This window comes from Agromyces sp. NPDC058484 (assembly GCF_042720415.1).
GTDB lineage: Bacteria > Actinomycetota > Actinomycetes > Actinomycetales > Microbacteriaceae > Agromyces.
In genome coordinates, this window is sequence record NZ_JBHXMP010000002.1 from 202,991 (window position 1) to 222,372 (window position 19,382).

17 protein-coding genes are annotated in these 19,382 nt (G+C 69.4%); 14 read left to right on the top strand and 3 right to left on the bottom strand.

What is annotated here, in order from left to right; translation table 11 throughout:
• Positions 1-12 precede the first annotated feature (12 nt).
• The 6 genes from ACFWN7_RS03455 (at position 13) to pheT (ending at position 7,038) form a co-directional block, all read left to right on the top strand.
• Positions 13-801 (top strand): amino acid ABC transporter ATP-binding protein, encoded by a 789-nt coding sequence (locus ACFWN7_RS03455; protein WP_376937312.1) that lies wholly within the window; start codon positions 13-15, stop codon positions 799-801.
• 67 nt (positions 802-868) lie between these two features.
• A complete protein-coding gene (locus ACFWN7_RS03460) occupies positions 869-1,735 on the top strand; it encodes a glutamate ABC transporter substrate-binding protein (protein WP_376937313.1) in 867 nt (288 codons plus the stop codon).
• A gap of 71 nt (positions 1,736-1,806) precedes the next feature.
• The gene (locus tag ACFWN7_RS03465) at positions 1,807-2,454 is read left to right on the top strand and encodes an amino acid ABC transporter permease (protein ID WP_376937314.1); all 648 of its coding nucleotides are present in this window, start codon (positions 1,807-1,809) and stop codon (positions 2,452-2,454) included.
• Positions 2,451-3,377 (top strand): amino acid ABC transporter permease, encoded by a 927-nt coding sequence (locus ACFWN7_RS03470; RefSeq protein ID WP_376937315.1) that lies wholly within the window; start codon positions 2,451-2,453, stop codon positions 3,375-3,377. Before ACFWN7_RS03465 ends, ACFWN7_RS03470 begins: the two co-directional genes overlap by 4 nt.
• Positions 3,378-3,429: 52 nt before the next feature.
• Complete coding sequence (pheS, locus tag ACFWN7_RS03475) at positions 3,430-4,470, top strand: phenylalanine--tRNA ligase subunit alpha (protein WP_376937316.1); 1,041 nt, start codon at positions 3,430-3,432, stop codon at positions 4,468-4,470.
• 3 nt (positions 4,471-4,473) lie between these two features.
• Positions 4,474-7,038: a phenylalanine--tRNA ligase subunit beta gene (gene pheT, locus ACFWN7_RS03480; RefSeq protein ID WP_376937317.1), complete on the top strand. Its 2,565-nt coding sequence runs from the start codon at positions 4,474-4,476 to the stop codon at positions 7,036-7,038.
• A 72-nt stretch (positions 7,039-7,110) separates the two neighbouring features.
• Here pheT and ACFWN7_RS03485 read toward each other — a convergent pair whose 3' ends face one another.
• Positions 7,111-8,577 (bottom strand): dicarboxylate/amino acid:cation symporter, encoded by a 1,467-nt coding sequence (locus ACFWN7_RS03485; RefSeq protein ID WP_376937318.1) that lies wholly within the window; start codon positions 8,575-8,577, stop codon positions 7,111-7,113.
• Between the two features lie 319 nt (positions 8,578-8,896).
• On the opposite strand from ACFWN7_RS03485, the gene argC reads away from it, so the two are divergent.
• The 7 genes from argC to ACFWN7_RS03520 all read left to right on the top strand — a co-directional run bounded on the left by argC (position 8,897) and on the right by ACFWN7_RS03520 (position 16,320).
• Positions 8,897-9,940 (top strand): N-acetyl-gamma-glutamyl-phosphate reductase, encoded by a 1,044-nt coding sequence (gene argC, locus ACFWN7_RS03490; protein ID WP_376937319.1) that lies wholly within the window; start codon positions 8,897-8,899, stop codon positions 9,938-9,940.
• A complete protein-coding gene (argJ, locus tag ACFWN7_RS03495) occupies positions 9,937-11,088 on the top strand; it encodes a bifunctional glutamate N-acetyltransferase/amino-acid acetyltransferase ArgJ (RefSeq protein WP_376937320.1) in 1,152 nt (383 codons plus the stop codon). The genes argC and argJ overlap by 4 nt, the downstream gene beginning before the upstream one ends.
• Positions 11,089-11,090: 2 nt before the next feature.
• Positions 11,091-12,020, top strand: coding sequence for an acetylglutamate kinase (gene argB, locus ACFWN7_RS03500; RefSeq protein WP_376937321.1), 930 nt, complete (start codon positions 11,091-11,093; stop codon positions 12,018-12,020).
• On the top strand, positions 12,017-13,216 hold the full coding sequence (locus ACFWN7_RS03505) for an acetylornithine transaminase (RefSeq protein ID WP_376937322.1): 1,200 nt from the start codon (positions 12,017-12,019) through the stop codon (positions 13,214-13,216). Before argB ends, ACFWN7_RS03505 begins: the two co-directional genes overlap by 4 nt.
• 70 nt (positions 13,217-13,286) lie before the next feature.
• Positions 13,287-14,216: an ornithine carbamoyltransferase gene (gene argF / locus ACFWN7_RS03510; protein WP_376937323.1), complete on the top strand. Its 930-nt coding sequence runs from the start codon at positions 13,287-13,289 to the stop codon at positions 14,214-14,216.
• On the top strand, positions 14,216-15,691 hold the full coding sequence (gene argH / locus ACFWN7_RS03515; protein ID WP_376937324.1) for an argininosuccinate lyase: 1,476 nt from the start codon (positions 14,216-14,218) through the stop codon (positions 15,689-15,691). Before argF ends, argH begins: the two co-directional genes overlap by 1 nt.
• An 8-nt stretch (positions 15,692-15,699) precedes the next feature.
• Positions 15,700-16,320 (top strand): DNA-3-methyladenine glycosylase, encoded by a 621-nt coding sequence (locus ACFWN7_RS03520; protein WP_376937325.1) that lies wholly within the window; start codon positions 15,700-15,702, stop codon positions 16,318-16,320.
• A gap of 15 nt (positions 16,321-16,335) precedes the next feature.
• Here the strand turns inward: ACFWN7_RS03520 and ACFWN7_RS03525 are convergent, their stop codons facing one another.
• Together ACFWN7_RS03525 and ACFWN7_RS03530 are read right to left on the bottom strand one after the other, a co-directional pair.
• Positions 16,336-16,938 (bottom strand): hypothetical protein, encoded by a 603-nt coding sequence (locus ACFWN7_RS03525; protein ID WP_376937326.1) that lies wholly within the window; start codon positions 16,936-16,938, stop codon positions 16,336-16,338.
• Positions 16,935-17,540: a DNA-binding protein gene (locus tag ACFWN7_RS03530; RefSeq protein WP_376937327.1), complete on the bottom strand. Its 606-nt coding sequence runs from the start codon at positions 17,538-17,540 to the stop codon at positions 16,935-16,937. The genes ACFWN7_RS03525 and ACFWN7_RS03530 overlap by 4 nt, the downstream gene beginning before the upstream one ends.
• Before the next feature lie 111 nt (positions 17,541-17,651).
• Here ACFWN7_RS03530 and tyrS point away from each other — a divergent pair, with 111 nt between their 5' ends.
• Entirely contained in the window at positions 17,652-18,953 is a 1,302-nt protein-coding gene (gene tyrS, locus ACFWN7_RS03535; protein ID WP_376937328.1) for a tyrosine--tRNA ligase, read from the top strand.
• Positions 18,954-19,382 lie beyond the last annotated feature (429 nt).

Sequence of the window (19,382 nt, forward strand, 5' to 3'; positions counted from 1 at the left end):
AGTTTTGAGGACATGGAGCCAACCCAGCCTGCGCCCCCGACGTCGAACATCTCGGTGCGGCGCGGCGAACCGCTCGTGGTCATCGAGAAGGTCGAGAAGCACTTCGGCGACCTGCACGTGCTGAACGACATCAACACCGTCGTGAACCGCGGTGAGGTCGTCGTCGTCATCGGCCCGTCGGGGTCCGGCAAGTCCACGCTGTGCCGCGCGATCAACCGCCTCGAGACCATCGACTCGGGCACCATCTCGATCGACGGCCAGACGCTGCCCGAAGAGGGGGCCGCGCTGGCGAAGCTGCGCGCCGACGTCGGCATGGTCTTCCAGTCGTTCAATCTGTTCGCGCACAAGACCGTGCTCGAGAACGTCACGCTCGCACCGATCCGCGTGAAGAAGATGTCGCGCAGAGACGCCGACGCGAAGGCGATGGAGCTGCTCGAGCGTGTCGGGGTCGCGAACCAGGCGAAGAAGATGCCGGCGCAGCTCTCGGGCGGCCAGCAGCAGCGCGTCGCCATCGCCCGCTCGCTCGCGATGAACCCGAAGCTCATCCTCCTCGATGAGCCGACGAGCGCGCTCGACCCCGAGATGATCAACGAGGTGCTCGACGTCATGGTCGGGCTCGCCCAGGACGGCATGACGATGATCGTCGTGACGCACGAGATGGGCTTCGCCCGCAAGGCCGCCGACCGCGTGCTCTTCATGGCCGACGGCAAGATCGTCGAGGAGGCGACCCCAGCCGAGTTCTTCGACCACCCGCAGTCCGACCGCGCGAAGGACTTCCTCTCGAAGATCCTCGAGCACTAGACCTGCGCTGCACCGTACCACCGAGGTCGGGGCGGCGAGGGAACACCCACAGAGAAGAGGCAGAGATATGAAACGCATGAGAATCGCACTCGTCGCGGCAGCAGCGGCGTCGGCACTCGCGCTCGCCGGCTGTGCCGGCGGTGGCGGCGACACTGCGGAAGAGCCGACCGCCGAGCCGGCGCCCACGTTCGAGGCCGGCACGACGATGGCCGAGCTCGCCGAGGCGGGCAAGGTCACGGTCGGCACGAAGTTCGACCAGCCGCTCTTCGGCCTCGTCGGCCCTGACGGGACTCCCGAGGGATTCGACGTCGAGATCGCGAAGATCATCGCGTCGGAACTCGGCATCGACGAGGAGAACATCGAGTGGGTCGAGACCGTCTCGGCCAACCGTGAGCCGTTCATCGAGAACGGGCAGGTCGACTACGTCGTCGCGACGTACACGATCAACGACAAGCGCAAGGAAGTCGTCTCGTTCGCCGGGCCGTATTACATGGCAGGCCAGTCCATCCTGGTGCTCGCCGACAACGAGGACATCAAGAGCGAGGACGATCTCAAAGGCCAGGAGGTCTGCTCCGTCACCGGATCCACTCCGGCCGCGAAGCTCGCCGAGATCGGCGCCGTTCCGGTGCTCACCGACACGTACACCAACTGCCTCGAGCCGCTGCGTGCGGGTGAGGTCGTCGCGGTGTCGACCGACAACGTGATTCTCGCAGGCCTCGCGGCCCAGAACGAGGGCGAGTTCAAGGTCGTCGGGAAGCCCTTCACCGAGGAGCCCTACGGCATCGGTCTCGCGAAGGACGACACCGAGTTCCGCATGTGGATCAACGACGTGCTCGAGGCGGCCTACGAGGACGGCCGCTACGAGGAGGCGTGGGAGTCCACGGCCGGAACGGTGCTGCCGTTCGTCGAGCCGCCGGCCGTCGACCGCTACTGATCGCTCGTGGTCCGGGCGCATGACGCGCCCGGACCACGTCCGGCCCCATCGTTCCCATCGAAAGGACAGGCGTGGACGTCGTCATCGACAACATCCCCCGATACCTCGACGGCTTCAGCATGACGCTCCTGCTCCTCGTCGTGAGCGGCCTCGCCGCACTCGTGCTGGGCACACTGATCGCAGCCATGCGGATCTCACCGGTGGGCACCCTCCGCGGATTCGCGACGGTGTACACCGAGCTCGTTCGCAACACGCCGCTCACGCTCGTGCTGTTCTTCTGCGCGCTGATCCTTCCCTATCTCGGATCGCGGCTGCCCTATCCGGTCGCCGCCACGATCGGGCTCGCGGTGTACACGTCACCGTTCGTCGCCGAGGCGCTCCGGTCGGGCATCAACGGGGTACCGGTCGGGCAGGCCGAGGCCGCTCGGAGTCTCGGGTTGGGCTTCGGTCAGGCGGTCACACTGGTCATCTTCCCGCAGGCGTTCCGCATGACGATCCCGCCGCTCATCAACGTCTTCATCGCCCTGACGAAGAACACCTCCGTCGCCGGCGGTTTCTTCGTCGTCGAGCTCTTCACGATCGGCAAGGAGCTCGCGAACGCGCATGGCGATGCGGTCATCGCCGTCCTCCTCGGCGTGGCCACGTTCTACCTGGCGATCACCGTCCCGCTCGGGCTGATCGCGGCACAACTCGAACGGAAATGGGTGGTGCAGCGATGACCGGCGCGAACGTCCTCTTCGATGCACCCGGGCCGAAGGCCAGACGACTCTCGCTGATCCTCTCGATCATCGCCGGTGTCCTCATCGTCGCGGGGCTCGCATGGATCCTCCTGACGCTGAATGCCCCGCGCGAGTCCGGTGGCATCACCCTGCCCGGCATGTTCGACGAAAGTCGATGGGACATCTACGCCGACCCCGAGGTGTGGCGGTTCATCATCTTCGAAGGCGTCTGGGGAACGCTTCGCGCCGCGATCATCGCCGCCATCCTCGCCGTGATCCTCGGCGTCGTGTTCTCCCTTCTCAGGAGTTCCGAGACCGCATGGATCCGCATCCCGACCGCCGTCGTCATCGAGTTCTTCCGCGGCATGCCGGTGCTGCTCATGATGCTCTTCATCCTCCTGGTCGGATCGACCGGCCAATACTGGGCGGTCGTCTGGGCGCTCGCCGTGTACAACGGCGCGCTCATCGGAGAGGCACTCCGCGCGGGGCTCGCCTCCCTTCCGAGGGGGCAACGAGAGGCTGGACTCAGCCTCGGCATGCGTCCGCTGCAGTCGAAGATGCTCGTGGAGTTCCCGCAGGCGTTCCGGCAGATGCTGCCGATCATCGTGGCGCAGCTCGTGGTGCTGTTGAAGGACACGTCGCTCGGGTACATCGTCGGCTACCAGGAGCTGCTCCGGGTCACCCTGAACAACCTGGCGAGCTTCTTCGGCAACCGATACCTCTTCTCCCTCTTCGTCATCACCTGGGTGCTCTATCTCGCGATGAACCTCGCGCTGTCGTGGTTCGCGAGGTGGCTGTCGAAGCGCACGGCGTCGAGGTCGTCGGGCAAGCGCCTCGATCCCGAGGATCCGGGCCAGGCGGTGCTCGTCGCCGAGGCGAACGCGGCGGCGCGTCAGTCCGAGAGCCGGGGGCCGAGGCCGTAGGCCGTTCGAACCCGACACGAGCCATCGGCTCGCGCCGGTAGACTCGTCTCTCGTGTCCGAGCCCCTCGAAATCACCGAGCACGCCGTCGAATCGGCCGTCGACGCGGCCCTCGCGGCCATTGCGTCGGCCGGCGACTCTGCAGCGCTGAAGACCGTCCGAGCCGAGCACACGGGGGAGAAGTCCACCCTCGCGCAGCTCAACGCCGCGCTCCGCAACGTTCCGAAGGAGCAGAAGGCCGCGCTCGGCAAGCTCGTCGGCGGAGCCCGCGGCCGGGTCAACCAGGCGTTCGCCGCACATGAGGCGGAGATCGGCGAGGCCGAGGCGGTCGCACAGCTCCAGGCGGAGACGGTGGATGTCACGGCGCTGCCCTCGCGGTACACGGCGGGCGCGCGGCATCCGCTCACCCTGCTGCAAGACCGCGTCTGCGACGTGTTCATCGGCATGGGCTGGGAGATCGCCGAGGGCCCCGAGGTCGAGAGCGAGTGGTTCAACTTCGACGCGCTGAACTTCGACGCCGACCACCCGGCGCGGGCGATGCAGGACACGTTCTTCGTCGACCCGCCCGAGGCGCACCTGGTGCTTCGCACGCACACGAGCCCGGTGCAGGTGCGCTCGATGCTCGAGCGCGAGGTGCCGATCTACGTGCTGGCACCCGGGCGCGTGTACCGCACCGACGAGTTCGACGCGACGCACCTGCCCGTGTTCATGCAGTTCGAGGGCCTCGCCGTCGACAAGGGGCTCACCATGGCGCACCTGAAGGGCACGCTCGACCACTTCGTGAAGTCGATCTTCGGCGACGAGGCGAAGATCCGCCTGCGGCCGAGCTTCTTCCCGTTCACCGAGCCGAGCGCCGAGCTCGACTTCTGGCACCCCACCTTCAAAGAAGGTCCACGCTGGATCGAGTGGGGCGGCTGCGGCATGGTGCACCCGAATGTGCTGAAGGCCGCCGGCATCGACCCCGACGTCTACACGGGCTTCGCGTTCGGCATGGGCATCGAGCGCGGGCTCATGCTCCGCAACGACGTGCAGGACATGCGCGAAATGGTCGAGGGAGACATCCGCTTCTCCCAGCAGTTCGGAATGGTGGTCTAGACGATGCGAGTGCCGCTCAGCTGGCTGGCCGAGTACGTCGAACTCGTGCCGGGCACGACGCCCGAACAGGTGCACGCCGCGCTCGTCGAGGTGGGTCTCGAAGAGGAGGACGTGCACACGTTCGAGCTCGAGGGCCCGATCGTGGTCGGCGAGGTGCTCGAGTTCGTCGAGGAGCCTCAGGCCAACGGCAAGACCATCCGCTGGTGCCAGGTGCGGGTCGCGCCCGACCCTTCGACAAGCTCAGGGACCGATTCGATCGAGCCCTCGATCCGCGGCATCGTGTGCGGTGCGCGCAACTTCTTCGTCGGCGACAAGGTGGCCGTGACCCTGCCGGGCGCGGTGCTGCCCGGGCCCACTGCGTCCACTCCATTCGTGATCGCGGCACGCAAGACCTACGGGCACGTCTCCGACGGCATGATCGCGTCGGCGCGCGAGCTCGGCCTCGGCGACGACCACGAGGGCATCCTGCGGCTCTCGACGCTCGGCATCGACGCGCCCGTGGGCACCGACGCCATCGCGCTCCTCGGCCTCGACGACGCCGCCGTCGAGATCAACGTCACGCCCGATCGCGGCTACGCGTTCTCGATCCGCGGTGTCGCGCGCGAGTACGCCCATGCGACGGGCGCCCGGTTCCGCGACCCCGTCGAGCAGACGAGCGCGGCGACGGTGCCGGTCGGAGCCGGCTCAGCCGATGTGTTCTCCGTCGCGATCCGCGACGAGGCGCCGATCCGCGGCCGTGTCGGGTCATCGGTGTTCGCCACGCGCATCGTGCGCGGGGTCGACCCCGCCCGGCCGACGCCGGCGTGGATGGTCGCACGGCTGAAGCTCGCCGGCATCCGCTCGCTCTCGGTGCTCGTCGACATCACGAACTACGTCATGCTCGAGCTCGGCCAGCCGATCCACGGCTACGACCTCGACGCGCTGCGGGGCGGCATCGTCGTGCGACGCGCGACAGCCGGCGAAACGCTCGTGACCCTCGACGGCAAGGAGCGCGCGCTCCACCGCGAGGACCTGCTCATCACCGATGACCGCGGCGCCATCGGCCTCGCGGGTGTCATGGGGGGTGCTGAGACCGAGATGTCGGATGCCACGCGCAACGTGCTCATCGAGGCCGCCAACTTCGACCCCGTTTCGGTCGCGCGCACCGCGCGCCGGCACAAGCTCCCGAGCGAGGCGTCGAAGCGGTACGAGCGCGGCGTCGACCCGCAGATCGCCGCGGTCGCGGCCGCGCGGGTCGCGCAGCTCATGGTCGACCTCACGGGCGGCACCGCCGAAGCGGGCGGCTCGCTCATCCACGAGGCGCCTGCACGCGACGCCATCGCGCTTCCGAGCGGATTCGTTTCCGAGCTCATCGGCGTCGAGTACACCGACGACGAGGTGCACGACGCGCTCGCCGAGATCGGCGGTGCCATCACCCCCACCGCCGATGGCTTCCAGGTCGTGCCGCCCTCGTGGCGTCCCGACCTCACCGGCAGGGCCGAGCTCGCCGAGGAGGTGGCGCGTCTCGCGGGGTACCACCGCATCCCGTCGGTGCTGCCTGTTGCGCCACCTGGCCGGGGGCTCACGCGCTCGCAGCGGGTGCGCCGGCGTGTCGCCGACACCCTCGCGTCGGCCGGATCCACCGAGGTGCTGTCGTTCCCGTTCGCCACCGAGGCGGAGAACGGCGTGTACGGCAGCCCCGACGGTACGCCCGTGGCATCCGTGCGCCTCGCGAACGCACTCGACGCGAAGACCGCGCTCATGCGTCGATCCCTGCTGCCCGGGCTCATCGCCGCGGCCAGGCGGAATCGGTCGCGCGGCCTCGCCGACCTGTCGCTCTTCGAGGTCGGGCTGGTGTTCCTGCCCGAGGCCGATCGCGAGTACGGCACGCCGGGCCTGCCCGTGGGCGACGCGAAGCCGAGCAATGCCGAACTCGGGACGCTCCAGGCGGGCATCCCGCCGCAGCCCCGGCACGTGGCCGTGCTGCTGGTCGGCGATGTCGTGACGAAGCAGCCCGCCCAGCCGTCTCTGCCAGCCGGCATCGTCGACGCGCTCGACGCAGTGCGGCAGATCGCGCTCGCGACCGGCGCCGACATCGAGATCGTGCAGGGTGCGCACCAGGCCATGCACCCCGGCCGCACTGCGGAGCTCCGCGTGGCGGGGCGCACGGTAGGCTTCGCCGGCGAGCTGCTGCCCGCCCTCGCGGAAGCGGCCGACCTTCCCCGTGTGGTCGCCGTCGTCGAGCTCGACCTCGATGCCGTCGTCCAGCTCACGGATCCGAGTCTCGAGGCTCGGCAGATCGGCACCTTCCCGGCGGCGACGCAGGACCTTTCGCTCGTCGTCGATGTCGGTGTGGCGGCAGCGGCCGTCGCCGGCGCGGTGCGCGAGGGCGCGGGGGAGCTGCTCGAGGACCTCCACCTGGTCGACGACTACCGCGGGGCCGGCATGCCCGAGGGTTCGAAGAGCCTCACGTTCGCGCTGCGCTTCCGTGCGCCCGACCGCACGTTGACGGCGGCCGAGGCGAGCGACGCGAAGCTCGCGGGCGCGACACTCGCCCTCGGGCGCACGGGCGCGACCGTCCGTGAGTGACGAGCCCGGCGCTCAGCACGGCGACGGCCGGGAAGCGGTGAGCTTCCCGGCCGTCGCAGTGTCCGCGTGCGATCAGCGCACGCCGGCGGGTTCTGCCGCGGCCGATGCGGGGCGTTCACCCGAGCCGTCAGCCGGCGCGTCGTCGAGGGGCGCTTCCTCCTCGTCGACGAACGGGCCGTCGCCGCGCGGGGCGTCGTACAGGGTGCGGTCGAGCAGCTTCTCACGTGCCGACACGAGGGTGGGCACGAGCGCCTGACCGGCCACGTTCACCGCGGTGCGGCCCATGTCGAGGATCGGATCCACTGCCAGGAGCAGGCCGACGCCTTCGAGCGGGAGCCCCAGCGTCGAGAGGGTCAGGGTGAGCATGACCGTGGCGCCCGTCGTGCCCGCGGTGGCTGCCGATCCGACCACCGACACGACGACGATCAGCAGGTACTGCACGAGGCTGAGCTCGATGCCGAAGAACTGCGCCACGAAGATGGCGGCGATCGCCGGATAGATGGCCGCGCAGCCGTCCATCTTGGTGGTCGCACCGAAGGGCACCGCGAACGAAGCGTACTCGCGGGGGACGCCGAGGCTGCGCTCGACCACCCGCTGCGTGAGGGGCATCGTGCCCACCGAGGAACGGCTCACGAACGCGAGCTGGACCGCCGGCCACACGCCCGTGAAGTACTGGCGGATGGAGAGCCGGTGCACGCGCAGCAGCGCCGGGTAGACCACGAAGAGCACGAGCGCGAGCCCGAGGTAGATCGCGCCGACGAACCAGGCGAGCGAGGAGATCTTCTCCCAGCCGTACTCGACGACGGCGTTGCCGATGAGGCCGAGGGTGCCGATCGGGGCGATGCGGATGATCCACCAGAGCACGCGCTGGATGACCTTGAGCGCCGACTCGGTGAACGCGAGGAACGGCTCGGCCCGACGCCCCACGCGGAGCGCCGCGATGCCGACGGCGGCCGCGATGACGATGACCTGCAGCACGTTGAACCCGACGTTCGAGGTGATCGCGCCCGATTCGTCGCTCCAGCTCGAGACCTGCAGGCCGAGGGCGTTCTGCGGGATCAGTCCGAGCAGGAAGTTCCACCATGAGCCGACGTACGAGGGGTCTCCGGTCTCCAGGCTGCCGCTTTCCGCGCGGGCGCCGGGCTGGAGCACCGCGCCGAGCGCGATGCCGATCGTGACGGAGATGAGCGCGGTGATCGCGAACCAGAGCAGCGTCTGGCCCGCCAGGCGCGCCGCGTTCCGCACGCGCCGGAGGTTCGAGATGCTCGCGATGATCGCGGTGAGGATGAGCGGCACGACGACCGTCTTCAGCAGCGTCACGTACGAGCTGCCGATCGCGTCCAGCGTGGCGGCGAGCGGGTTCAGCCCACCGTCGGATCCGGGGCCGAGCTGCCGGGCCAGGAGGCCCAGTCCGACGCCGGCGATCAGGGCGATCGTGATCTGCAGCCCGAACGAGGTGTACCACCGTCGCCGTCGTGACTGCGACGCCTCCTCCGGTGGCTTCGTCGACGCGGCATCCGTCTCGGTTCCTGTGCTCATCAGTCCTCCTGGCTTCTCGGTGGGTGATCCTCACCGTAGGCGGCGCCGGCCGGTACCACTCCTCGATGACGGCCGATGACGGTCGATGACCGTCGATGACGTGGACCTCGCCGGTTTGCATGGCGTCCGCGTGGCGGTTAGGGTCATCGCATGTCCATCGCCCGGTCCGCCGTCTCCGCACGTTGCTCGCGTGTCGTCGAGTCCGGCGGCCGACGTCGTGACGCGCGCCGAATCCCGGCGACTCCTGCCGAGGCCTAGTCGGGCCGTCGTGGGCGTCGCCGGAACTTCGCCCCGATCGCTCAGACCCTAAGGTGGATCCATGACGTACTCCGTCGCCGTTTCCGGCGCGTCCGGCTATGCCGGGGGAGAGATCCTGCGCCTCCTCGCAGACCATCCCGACTTCGAGGTGCGCACCGTGACGGCGCACGCGAACGCCGGCCAGCCGCTCGTCGCCGTGCAGCCGCACCTGCGCACGTACACGCATCTCACGCTGCAGGAGACGTCGGCGGCCACGCTGGCCGGTCACGACCTCGTGTTCCTCGCGCTTCCGCACGGGGCATCCGGGGCCGTCGCCGCCGAGCTCGACCCCGACACGCTCGTGGTCGACTGCGGTGCCGACCACCGCCTCGAGGATGCTGCCGACTGGGCCGCGTTCTACGGCGGAGACCACCACGGGGCGTGGAGCTATGGCGTTCCCGAACTGCCGCGTCTCTCGGGAACCCAGCGCGATCGCCTCACGCGATCGCGCCGCATCGCCGCGCCCGGCTGCAACGCCTCCACGGTCGCGCTGTCACTCGCACCCGGCATCCGCGCGGGCGTCATCGAGAGCCGCGACCTCGTCTCGATGCTCGCCGTCGGGCCATCGGGCGCCGGCAAGAGCCTGAAGGCGCACCTGCTCGGCAGCGAGATCCTGGGCTCTGCGAATCCGTACTCGGTCGGCGGCGTGCACCGGCACATCCCCGAGATCGCGCAGGCGCTGCGATGGGCGGGTGCGGCCGAGCCGACGATCTCGTTCACCCCCGTCATCGTGCCGATGTCCCGCGGCATCCTCGCGACATCGACGGCTCGTATCGTTCCCGGCACGGATGCCGCGGCAGTGCGTGCGGCGTGGGAAGACGCGTATGCGGGCGAGCGCTTCGTGCAGGTCCTCCCGGCCGGGCAGTTCCCGCGCACGGCCGACGTGCTCGGCGCGAACACGGCGCTCATGGGCGTCGCGGTCGACGAGGCCGCCGGCCGGGTCGTGGTGGTCACCGCCGTCGACAACCTCGTGAAGGGCACAGCCGGAGCGGCCATCCAGTCGGCGAACATCGCGCTCGGTCTCGCCGAGTCCACCGGCCTTCCCGTGAACGGAGTCGCACCGTGACCGTCACCGCCCCGACCGGCTTCGAAGCGGCCGGCATCGCCGCGGGCATCAAGCGCTCGGGCGCGCTCGACCTCGCCCTCATCGTGAATCGCGGACCGTCGAACGCCGCCGCCGCCGTGTTCACGTCGAATCGTGCGAAGGCGAACCCGATCCTCTGGTCGCAGCAGGTCATCGCCGACGGGCAGGTCGGGGCGGTCGTGCTGAACTCCGGCGGCGCCAATTGCTTCACGGGCCCCGAGGGCTTCCAGGTGACGCATCAGACCGCGGAGGCTGCGGCGGCCGCGCTCGGCATCTCGTCCGGCGACGTGCTCGTCTGCTCCACAGGGCTCATCGGCGAGCAGCTCGATGGCGAGGTGGTGCAGGAGGGCGTGCTCTCGGCCGCCGCGCGCCTCTCGGCCGAGGGGGGCGACGACGCGGCGCGCGCGATCATGACCACCGACACGCATCCGAAGACGGTCGTCGTCGAGGGCGACGGATGGCGCGTGGGCGGCATCGCGAAGGGTGCCGGCATGCTCGCACCCGGCCTCGCGACGATGCTCGTCGTGCTCACCACCGACGCCGACGTGCCGGCCGAGGCGCTCGACGCCGCGCTCCGCGCTGCGACCCGCGTGACGTTCGACCGACTCGACTCCGACGGGTGCATGTCGACCAACGACCAGGTCACCCTCATGGCGTCGGGCGCCTCGGGCATCACGCCGGATGCCGTCGCGTTCGCGGCATCCGTCACCGAGGCCTGCCGCTCGCTCGCGCGCCGGCTCCAGGAGGACGCCGAGGGCGCGAGCCACGACATCACGATCGAAGTGCGCGGAGCGGTCAGCGAAGACGACGCGGTCGAGGTGGGCCGCTCGGTCGCCCGCAACAATCTCTTCAAGGCGGCGATCTTCGGCAACGATCCGAACTGGGGCCGCGTGCTCGCCGCGATCGGCACCACGCAGGCGCCGTTCGACCCGTACCTCGTCGACGTCTCGATGAACGGGGTGCGCGTCTGCCACGCCGGCCGGCCCGATGCGCCGCGCGACCTGGTCGACCTGACGCCGCGCGCCACGCACGTGCTCATCGAGCTGCACGCGGGCGAGGCATCCGCCACGATCCTGACGAACGATCTCACGCACGACTACGTGCATGAGAACAGCGCGTACGCGAGTTGAGCATGGCAGATCCTTCGACGAGTTCAGGAAACGGGGCGACGGATGCCGCGGACGACCCCGCTTCAGCGTCCGCGAAAGCGCAGGTGCTCATCGACTCGCTGCCGTGGCTGAAGCGCTTCCACGGCGAGACGATCGTGGTGAAGTTCGGCGGCAACGCGATGGTGAGCCCCGAGTTGCAGCGCGCGTTCGCCGAGGACATGGTCTATCTGCGCTACGCCGGTATCAAGCCGGTCGTGGTGCACGGCGGCGGACCGCAGATCTCGGCGATGCTCGCCCGGCTCGGCATCGAGAGCGAGTTCCGCGGCGGGTATCGGGTGACCACCCCCGAGACGATGGACGTCGTGCGCATGGTGCTGTCGGGCCAGGTGAACCGTGAGCTCGTCTCGCTCATCAACGAGCACGGGCCGCTCGCGTCGGGACTGTCGGGAGAGGACGCGGGACTCTTCACGGGTCGCCGCCGCGGCGCGATCGTCGACGGCGTCGAGGTCGATCTCGGCCTCGTGGGCGATGTCGTGGCGGTCGACCCTGCGGCCGTGCGCGCCGAGCTCGAGGCAGGGCGCATCCCCGTGGTCTCCTCGATCGCACCCGACGGCGACACGCCGGGCCAGCCCCTCAACGTGAACGCCGATTCGGCTGCGGCATCCCTCGCCGTCGCGCTCGGGGCCGCGAAGCTCGTGATCCTCACGGATGTCGCGGGGCTCTACCGCGACTGGCCGAACCGCGACTCGCTCGTCTCGGTGATCGGTGTGCCCGAGCTCATCGCGTTGCTCCCGCGCCTCGAGTCGGGCATGATCCCGAAGATGACCGCGTGCCTCGAGGCCGTGGAGGGCGGGGTCGCGAAGGCCGCGATCATCGACGGCCGCATCCCGCATTCGATCCTCCTCGAGGTCTTCACGCAGTCGGGCATCGGCACCGAGGTGGTGCCCGCATGACCGACCTCGACGGCTGGAGGGCCCGCGTCGACCGCCGCATCATGCGTTCGCTGGGGATGCCCCTCGCAAAGCTCGAGCGCGGGCTCGGAGCCCGGGTCTGGGACGACGAGGGCAACGAGTACCTCGACTTCCTGGCGGGCATCGCCGTCAACTCCCTGGGGCACGCGCACCCCGTGTTCGTCGACGCGGTCACGACGCAGGCGGCGCGCCTCGCGCACGTCTCGAACTACTTCATGACCGAGCCCGCACTCGAACTCGCCGAGCGCATCACCCGACTCGCCGGCGCGGGCGACGAGGGGCGGGCGTGGTTCGGCAACTCCGGAGCCGAGGCCAACGAGGCGGCGTTCAAGCTCGCCCGCCTGAACAACTCGGGCGGCGCCCGCACGCGCGTGCTCGCGCTCGTCGACGCATTCCACGGCCGCACGATGGGCTCGCTCGCGCTCACCGGCAAGCCGCACATGCGGGAGGCGTTCGAGCCGCTCCCCGGGGGCGTCGAGCACATCGACGCCACGATCGAGGCGCTCGAGGCATCCGTCGACGACGGGGTCGCCGCGCTCTTCGTCGAACCGATCCAGGGCGAGGCCGGGGTCGTGGAACTGCCCGACGGGTTCCTCGTGGCCGCGCGGGCGCTCACGCACAAGCACGGTGCCCTCCTCGTCGTCGACGAGATCCAGACGGGCGCCGGCCGCACCGGAGACTGGTTCGCGTTCCAGCACGCCGGCATCACGCCTGACGCGATCACGGTCGCGAAGGGCATCGGCGGCGGGTTTCCGATCGGCGGCCTGGTGACGTTCGGGCATGCGTCGTCGCTCTACACGAAGGGGCAGCACGGCTCGACCTTCGGAGGCAACCCGCTTGCGACGGCGGTCGCGAACGCGGTGCTCGGCGAGATCGAACGGGCCGGCCTCGTCGAGAATGCGGCCCTGCGCGGGCGACAGATCCGCGCCCGCGTCGAGGAGCTCGACTCGCCGCTCGTGGCCGGCGCTCGCGGTCGGGGACTCCTCATCGGCATCGGCCTCACCGAGCCGGTCGCGGGCGCGCTCGTCGACGAGGCCATACGCGCCGGCCTCATCGTCAATGCCGCGAACGACTCGACCATCCGCATCGCCCCGCCGCTCATCATCGACGACGCCGACGTCGACGAGTTCGCCGAGCGTTTCACCCGAGCGCTCGACGCGGTCGCCGCCAGGATGTGACATCCACCCGTGACATCCACCCGTGACATCCACCCGTGACCGCGACCCGAGACACACCGAACGGAACCGCATGACCCGCCACTTCCTCCGCGACGACGACATCACCGCGGCCGAGCAGGCCGAGATCCTCGACCTCGCGATCCGCCTGAAGCAGGACCGTTGGGCGCTGAAGCCGCTCGCCGGTCCGCAGACCGTCGCCGTGATCTTCGACAAGTCGTCGACCCGCACCCGCGTGTCGTTCGCGGTCGGCATCGCCGACCTCGGCGGGTCGCCGCTCATCATCTCGACGGCGTCGAGCCAGCTCGGCGGCAAGGAGACGCCCTCCGACACGGCGCGTGTGCTCGAGCGCATGGTGTCTGCGATCGTCTGGCGCACGTACGGTCAGGCCGGGCTCGAGGAGATGGCTGCCGGCACCACGGTGCCGGTCGTGAACGCCCTCTCCGACGACTTCCATCCGTGCCAGCTGCTGGCCGACCTCCTCACCATCCGCGAGCACAAGGGCGAGCTCGCGGGCCTCACTGTGACCTTCCTCGGCGATGGCGCGTCGAACATGGCGCAGTCCTATGCGCTCGCGGGCGTCACCGCGGGCATGCACGTGCGTATCGCCTCGCCCGAGGAGTTCGCGCCCGCGGCACCCGTCGTCGCCGACGCCGACCGCATCGCCGTGGGCACCGGGGGCTCGGTGTCGCTCTACACGGATGCCGCGGAGGCCGTCGCCGGCGCCGACGTCGTGGTCACCGACACCTGGGTGTCGATGGGCAAGGAGGACGAGAAGGCGCACCGCGTCGCGACGTTCGGCGCATACCAGGTCGACGCCGAGCTGATGTCGCTCGCGGCATCCGATGCCGTCTTCATGCATTGCCTGCCCGCTGACCGGGGGTACGAGGTCACCGCCGACGTGATCGACGGCGAACAGTCGATCATCTGGGACGAGGCCGAGAACCGCCTGCACGCCCAGAAGGCGCTGCTCGTGTGGCTGCTCGAGCGGAAGGACGCGTGATGGGCGACGCACCAGGCGCCGGGGATCACGGCACGAACGAGGGCGCGCTGTGGGGCGCCCGCTTCGCCTCCGGCCCGTCGCCGGAACTGCAGCGGCTCTCGAAGTCCACGCACTTCGACTGGCAGCTCGCCCCGTACGACCTGGCCGGCTCCCGCGCGCACGCCCGGGCGCTCGCAGCGGCCGGCTACCTGAGCGAGACCGAGCTCGCCGAAATGCTCCACGGACTCGACACGCTCGAGACCCGGATCGACTCCGGCGCGATCGTCGCCGGTGACGCCGACGAAGACGTGCACGGCGCGCTCGAGGCGGCGCTCATCGGCGTCGTCGGACCCGAACTCGGCGGCAAGCTCCGCGCCGGGCGCAGCCGAAACGACCAGATCGCCACCCTGGTGCGCCTCTACCTGAAGGACCACGCGGCAGCGATCGGCCAGCAGCTCGTGCACCTCATCGATGCGCTCGCCGCGCAGGCCGATGCGCATCGCGCCGCCATCATGCCGGGCCGCACGCACCTGCAGCACGCTCAACCCGTGCTGCTCGCCCACCACTTGCTTGCACACGGCTGGGCGCTCTCCCGCGACCTCGAGCGACTCGTCGACTGGACGAGGCGAGCGGATGTCTCGCCCTACGGCGGGGGAGCGCTTGCCGGGTCGACGCTCGGCCTCGATGCGGCATCCGTCGCCCGCGACCTCGGTCTCGCGAGCCCCGCCGAGAACTCGATCGACGGCACCGCGAGCCGCGACGTCGTCGCGGAGTTCGCGTTCGTCGCCGCGATGATCGGCATCGACCTGTCGCGCATCGCGGAGGAGATCATCCTCTGGAACACCCGGGAGTTCGGCTTCGTCACCCTCGACGACGGCTACTCGACCGGCTCGTCGATCATGCCGCAGAAGAAGAACCCCGACATCGCCGAGCTCGCACGCGGCAAGTCGGGACGGCTCATCGGCAACCTCACCGGCCTGCTCGCCACCCTCAAGGCGCTGCCCCTCGCGTACAACCGCGACCTGCAGGAGGACAAGGAGCCGGTCTTCGACTCGGTCGAGACCCTCGAGGTGCTGCTGCCGGCGTTCACGGGCATGGTCGCGACGCTCACCTTCCACACCGAGCGCATGGTCGAGCTCGCCCCCGCCGGCTTCTCGCTCGCGACGGATGTCGCGGAGTGGCTCGTCAAACGGCGGGTGCCGTTCCGCGACGCCCACGAGATCACCGGTTCGCTGGTGCGCTACGCCGAGGAGCACGGGCTGGAGCTCGACGCCGTCGACGACGTCGCGCTCGCGGCGATCTCGCCTCACCTCACTCCGGAAGTGCGCGGCGTGCTCACCGTCGAGGGGTCGGTTGCGAGCCGCGACGGCATCGGCGGCACAGCGCCCGTGCGCGTCGATGAGCAGTTCGCACGGCTCACCGACCGCGTGCGGCATCTCGTCGCGGGCCTGCCTTCGTCGGGCGAGCGCAGGGCCAGTCGACCCGACGATCACTGACCGAGCGGATGCCGGCCGGACTCATCACCGTCTCGCGCGAGTACTTCGCGCGAGACCCCGTCGAGCTCGGGCCGCTGCTGCTCGGCGCGGTGCTCTCGTACACGACCGATGCGGGGCGCGTCGCGATCCGGATCGCGGAAGTCGAGGCGTACCGTGGGGTCGGCGTCGATCCCGGATCGCATGCGTTCCGCGGCATGACACGGCGCAACGCCGTCATGTTCGGCGAGGCCGCCCATCTCTACACCTACTTCACGTACGGCATGCACACGTGCCTGAACATCGTGGCAGGACGACGCGGCGAATCCGCCGGATGCCTTCTTCGCGGTGCGAGCGTCGTCGACGGCATCGAGCTCGCCCGCAGTCGACGGCCCGGGGCATCCGATCGCGATCTCGCGCGTGGGCCGGCGCGGCTCGCGGTTGCGCTCGGCGTGCCCCTGTCGGCCGGGGGTTCGGATCTGCTCGCGCCGCCGTTCTCGCTCGAGGTGCCGGCCTCGCCCCTCCACTTCGCGAGCGGTCCGCGCACGGGTGTGAGCGGGGCCGGCGGTGGAGCCGCGTTCCCGTGGCGGTTCTGGCTGCCCGGCGACTCGGCCGTGTCACCGTACCGGCGTCACGCCCGCTCGCACGACTGACGCACGGCCTGCCGCTCATCGCAGCGCGAGGTGCACGACGAGTGCGGCCGCACATGCCCAGATGAGGCTCGCGAACGTGCCGATGATGAAGCGTTCGCGCGACTCGGGCGCCTCGAGCTCGGTGAATCGGCCGACGCCCTTCACGGCGACGACGATCGCGAGCGCCTCGGGAAAGCCCGCGATGATCGCCCCGGCCGATGCGATGCGCTCGAGGACGCCGATCGTGAGCCCCCCGCGGAGCACCTCGCGGCGGGCGGGGGTGACGACGCCCATCCGCTGTTCCTCGGCCGACAGCCGTTCGGTCACGATGATGCCGCCGTGGATTCCGGGTGCGACACTGCCCCGCATGGCGAGGTCGAGAGCGGTCGACGCGGCCGGGCTGCCGCCGAATACGGCCGCGGTGAAGCCGAGAATGGTGACCAGGGGTGCGAAGCCCATGCCCGAGGGCCCGGAGATCGTCGCCGCGGCAATCAGCGCGACGCTCAGGGTGCCCGCTGCAAACCACAGGTACGTGCTGCGCGGCTTGAGGAATGCGAGGATCGAGAGCACGGTCGCCGCCGTGAGCGACACCATGAGCGCCGACCAGCTGACGACATCTGCGATCACGAAGAGGTTCATGAATGGGCTCCCGTCGAGGCGTCCAGATTCTCCAGCAGCCTAGCGAGCGCCGGCACGGCGTCGAGTTCAGCGCGGATGTTCGCCGACTTCATGCGTGAGCTGATGGCCGGTGCGCTCACACCCAGCTCATCGGCGATGTCCGACTGCAGGGCTCCGGCGACGATGCGGTCGTAGACCTCCCAGCCTTGATCCGACCGCCGCTCCCGCAGGATGAGTGCCAACCTGAAGAGGGATTCGACGTCGGTGGCATCGGTGGCTCCAGCCTGGATCGCGAGTCGTGGCGAGCTCTTCTTCGCGCGCTCGACCGCATCCCTGGCGGCGAAGAACGCGTCGCCGCTCGCTTCGCGGATATCGGCGGGGAGCGGTTCTCGCACGGGGCCGCAGCCGACTCCGACACTCCATGAACCGTCGCGAGTCAATTCGAAGACGACATCGACCACGGTCCGCCCATCCGTCGTGAGCAGCTGGATCTCGTCGCCGGCGTTACGCGCGACCGGAAGGAGGAGCCGTTCGCCATGATCACGCTGGATGCGGTCGCGTTCGGCTCCGGCGAGATCGGCGCGCGTGCGACTGGCGACTTGATCGGCGGTGACGACGATCATCGTGCCTCCCTTCACGGAGGTTCATTCATCCATGGCGATGTAAGTATACAGCATTAACCAGCCATGCATTAATGATGAATCCATAACTCTTCCGCTGATAACCTTACTGGCGTGTCAGACCCCGTGATCCTCGCAACACAGAAGACCGACGCCTCCTTCGAGGACATCTGGGAGGAACTCGTCTGGCGCGGCCTCGTGCACGTGTCGACCGACCAAGCCGCGCTGAAGGAGCTCCTCGCGGGCGAGCCGATCACGTACTACTGCGGCTTCGACCCCACGGCCCCGAGCCTGCACCTCGGCAACCTGGTGCAGATCCTCACGATGCGGCGCCTGCAGCTCGCGGGGCACAGGCCGCTCGGCCTCGTCGGCGGGTCGACCGGCCTCATCGGCGATCCGCGACCCACCGCCGAGCGCACGCTGAACACGAAGGAGACCGTCGCGGAATGGGTCGGCTACCTTCGCGGGCAGGTGAGCCGATTCCTCTCGAGTGAGGGCGACAACGCCGTGCGGATGGTCAACAACCTCGACTGGACCGCCGCCCTGTCCGCAATCGACTTCCTCCGCGACATCGGCAAGCACTACCGCGTCGGCACGATGCTGAAGAAGGATGCGGTGGCGTCGCGCCTGAACTCCGATGCCGGCATCAGCTACACCGAGTTCAGCTACCAGATCCTGCAGGGCTTCGACTACCTCGAGCTCTACCGTCAGTACGGCTGCGTGCTCGAGACCGGCGGCAGCGACCAGTGGGGCAACCTCATCAGCGGCACCGACCTCATCCACAAGGTCGAGGGCCGGAGCGTCCACGCAATCGGCACCCCGCTGATCACGAACTCCGACGGCACGAAGTTCGGCAAGAGCGAGGGCAACGCGATCTGGCTGGATGCCGCGATGTGCAGCCCCTACCGCTTCTACCAGTTCTGGCTCAACACCGACGATGCCGACGTGGTGTCGCGGCTCAAGGTGTTCACATTCCTCGATCGCGCCGAGATCGAACGGCTCGCCGGGCTGGTCGAGCGAGAGCCGTTCCGTCGAGAGGCGCAGCGCGTGCTCGCCCACGAGGTCACCACACTGGTGCACGGGCCGAATGCCACACATGCCGTCATCGCCGCTTCACAGGCGCTCTTCGGGCAGGGCGACCTCACCGCTCTCGATCCCGACACTCTCGAGGCGGCCCTCCGCGAGCTGCCGAACACCACGACGTCCCCGGATGCCCCCATCGCTCAACTCCTCGCCGACACCGGCCTCGTCTCCAGCCAGAGCGAGGGCCGGCGCGCCATCGCCCAGGGTGGTGTCTCGCTCGACAACGTGCGGATCGACGACCAGACGGCGACCCTCGAAGGACGCGTGCCGCGCGGCGGCATGGCCGTGCTCCGTCGGGGCAAGAAGACCCTCGCGGGCATCTTCGTCGAGTAGCCGGCGGATGCCACGGCAAAGGGCCTCGATCCTTCCACCTCGGTGGCGGATCGGGGCCCTTCGCCATCCCCGGAACCGCGTGTTTCGGCGCGACACGCCCGGGATGCAGCACTGAGTTGCGCGACCCCCGCAATCCACGTAATGTAATAACTCGTTGCCCCAAAGGCGCGAGAGAAGCGGAAGAGCTGCTCGGCCTCAAGCGGAACGATTCCAAGCCCTCGAAGAGAACCTCTTCGACTGGCTTGAAGCAATCGGACACCTCCTTCGGGATGACCGGATGGGACGATCGAAACAGCCTCGGATGAGGTGCCTCGAGGGGCGCCGAACCGGGGGTTGTCCGTTTCTTGAGAACTCAACAGCGTGCACTATGTTCAATGCCAATTTTTGAACCCTGTCCTCTGCCTTTTGGTGGGGGTGGGATTCCTTTGA

What these genes read in the sequence shown, in the direction of transcription:
- ACFWN7_RS03455 (WP_376937312.1), top strand. Translation starts at nt 13, where the DNA reads ATGGAGCCAACCCAGCCTGCGCCCCCGACGTCGAACATCTCGGTGCGG.
- ACFWN7_RS03460 (WP_376937313.1), top strand. Translation starts at nt 869, where the DNA reads ATGAAACGCATGAGAATCGCACTCGTCGCGGCAGCAGCGGCGTCGGCA.
- ACFWN7_RS03470 (WP_376937315.1), top strand. Translation starts at nt 2,451, where the DNA reads ATGACCGGCGCGAACGTCCTCTTCGATGCACCCGGGCCGAAGGCCAGA.
- pheT (WP_376937317.1), top strand. Translation starts at nt 4,474, where the DNA reads ATGCGAGTGCCGCTCAGCTGGCTGGCCGAGTACGTCGAACTCGTGCCG.
- ACFWN7_RS03485 (WP_376937318.1), bottom strand. Translation starts at nt 8,577, where the DNA reads ATGAGCACAGGAACCGAGACGGATGCCGCGTCGACGAAGCCACCGGAG.
- argC (WP_376937319.1), top strand. Translation starts at nt 8,897, where the DNA reads ATGACGTACTCCGTCGCCGTTTCCGGCGCGTCCGGCTATGCCGGGGGA.
- argB (WP_376937321.1), top strand. Translation starts at nt 11,091, where the DNA reads ATGGCAGATCCTTCGACGAGTTCAGGAAACGGGGCGACGGATGCCGCG.
- ACFWN7_RS03505 (WP_376937322.1), top strand. Translation starts at nt 12,017, where the DNA reads ATGACCGACCTCGACGGCTGGAGGGCCCGCGTCGACCGCCGCATCATG.
- argF (WP_376937323.1), top strand. Translation starts at nt 13,287, where the DNA reads ATGACCCGCCACTTCCTCCGCGACGACGACATCACCGCGGCCGAGCAG.
- argH (WP_376937324.1), top strand. Translation starts at nt 14,216, where the DNA reads ATGGGCGACGCACCAGGCGCCGGGGATCACGGCACGAACGAGGGCGCG.
- ACFWN7_RS03520 (WP_376937325.1), top strand. Translation starts at nt 15,700, where the DNA reads ATGCCGGCCGGACTCATCACCGTCTCGCGCGAGTACTTCGCGCGAGAC.
- ACFWN7_RS03525 (WP_376937326.1), bottom strand. Translation starts at nt 16,938, where the DNA reads ATGAACCTCTTCGTGATCGCAGATGTCGTCAGCTGGTCGGCGCTCATG.
- ACFWN7_RS03530 (WP_376937327.1), bottom strand. Translation starts at nt 17,540, where the DNA reads ATGATCGTCGTCACCGCCGATCAAGTCGCCAGTCGCACGCGCGCCGAT.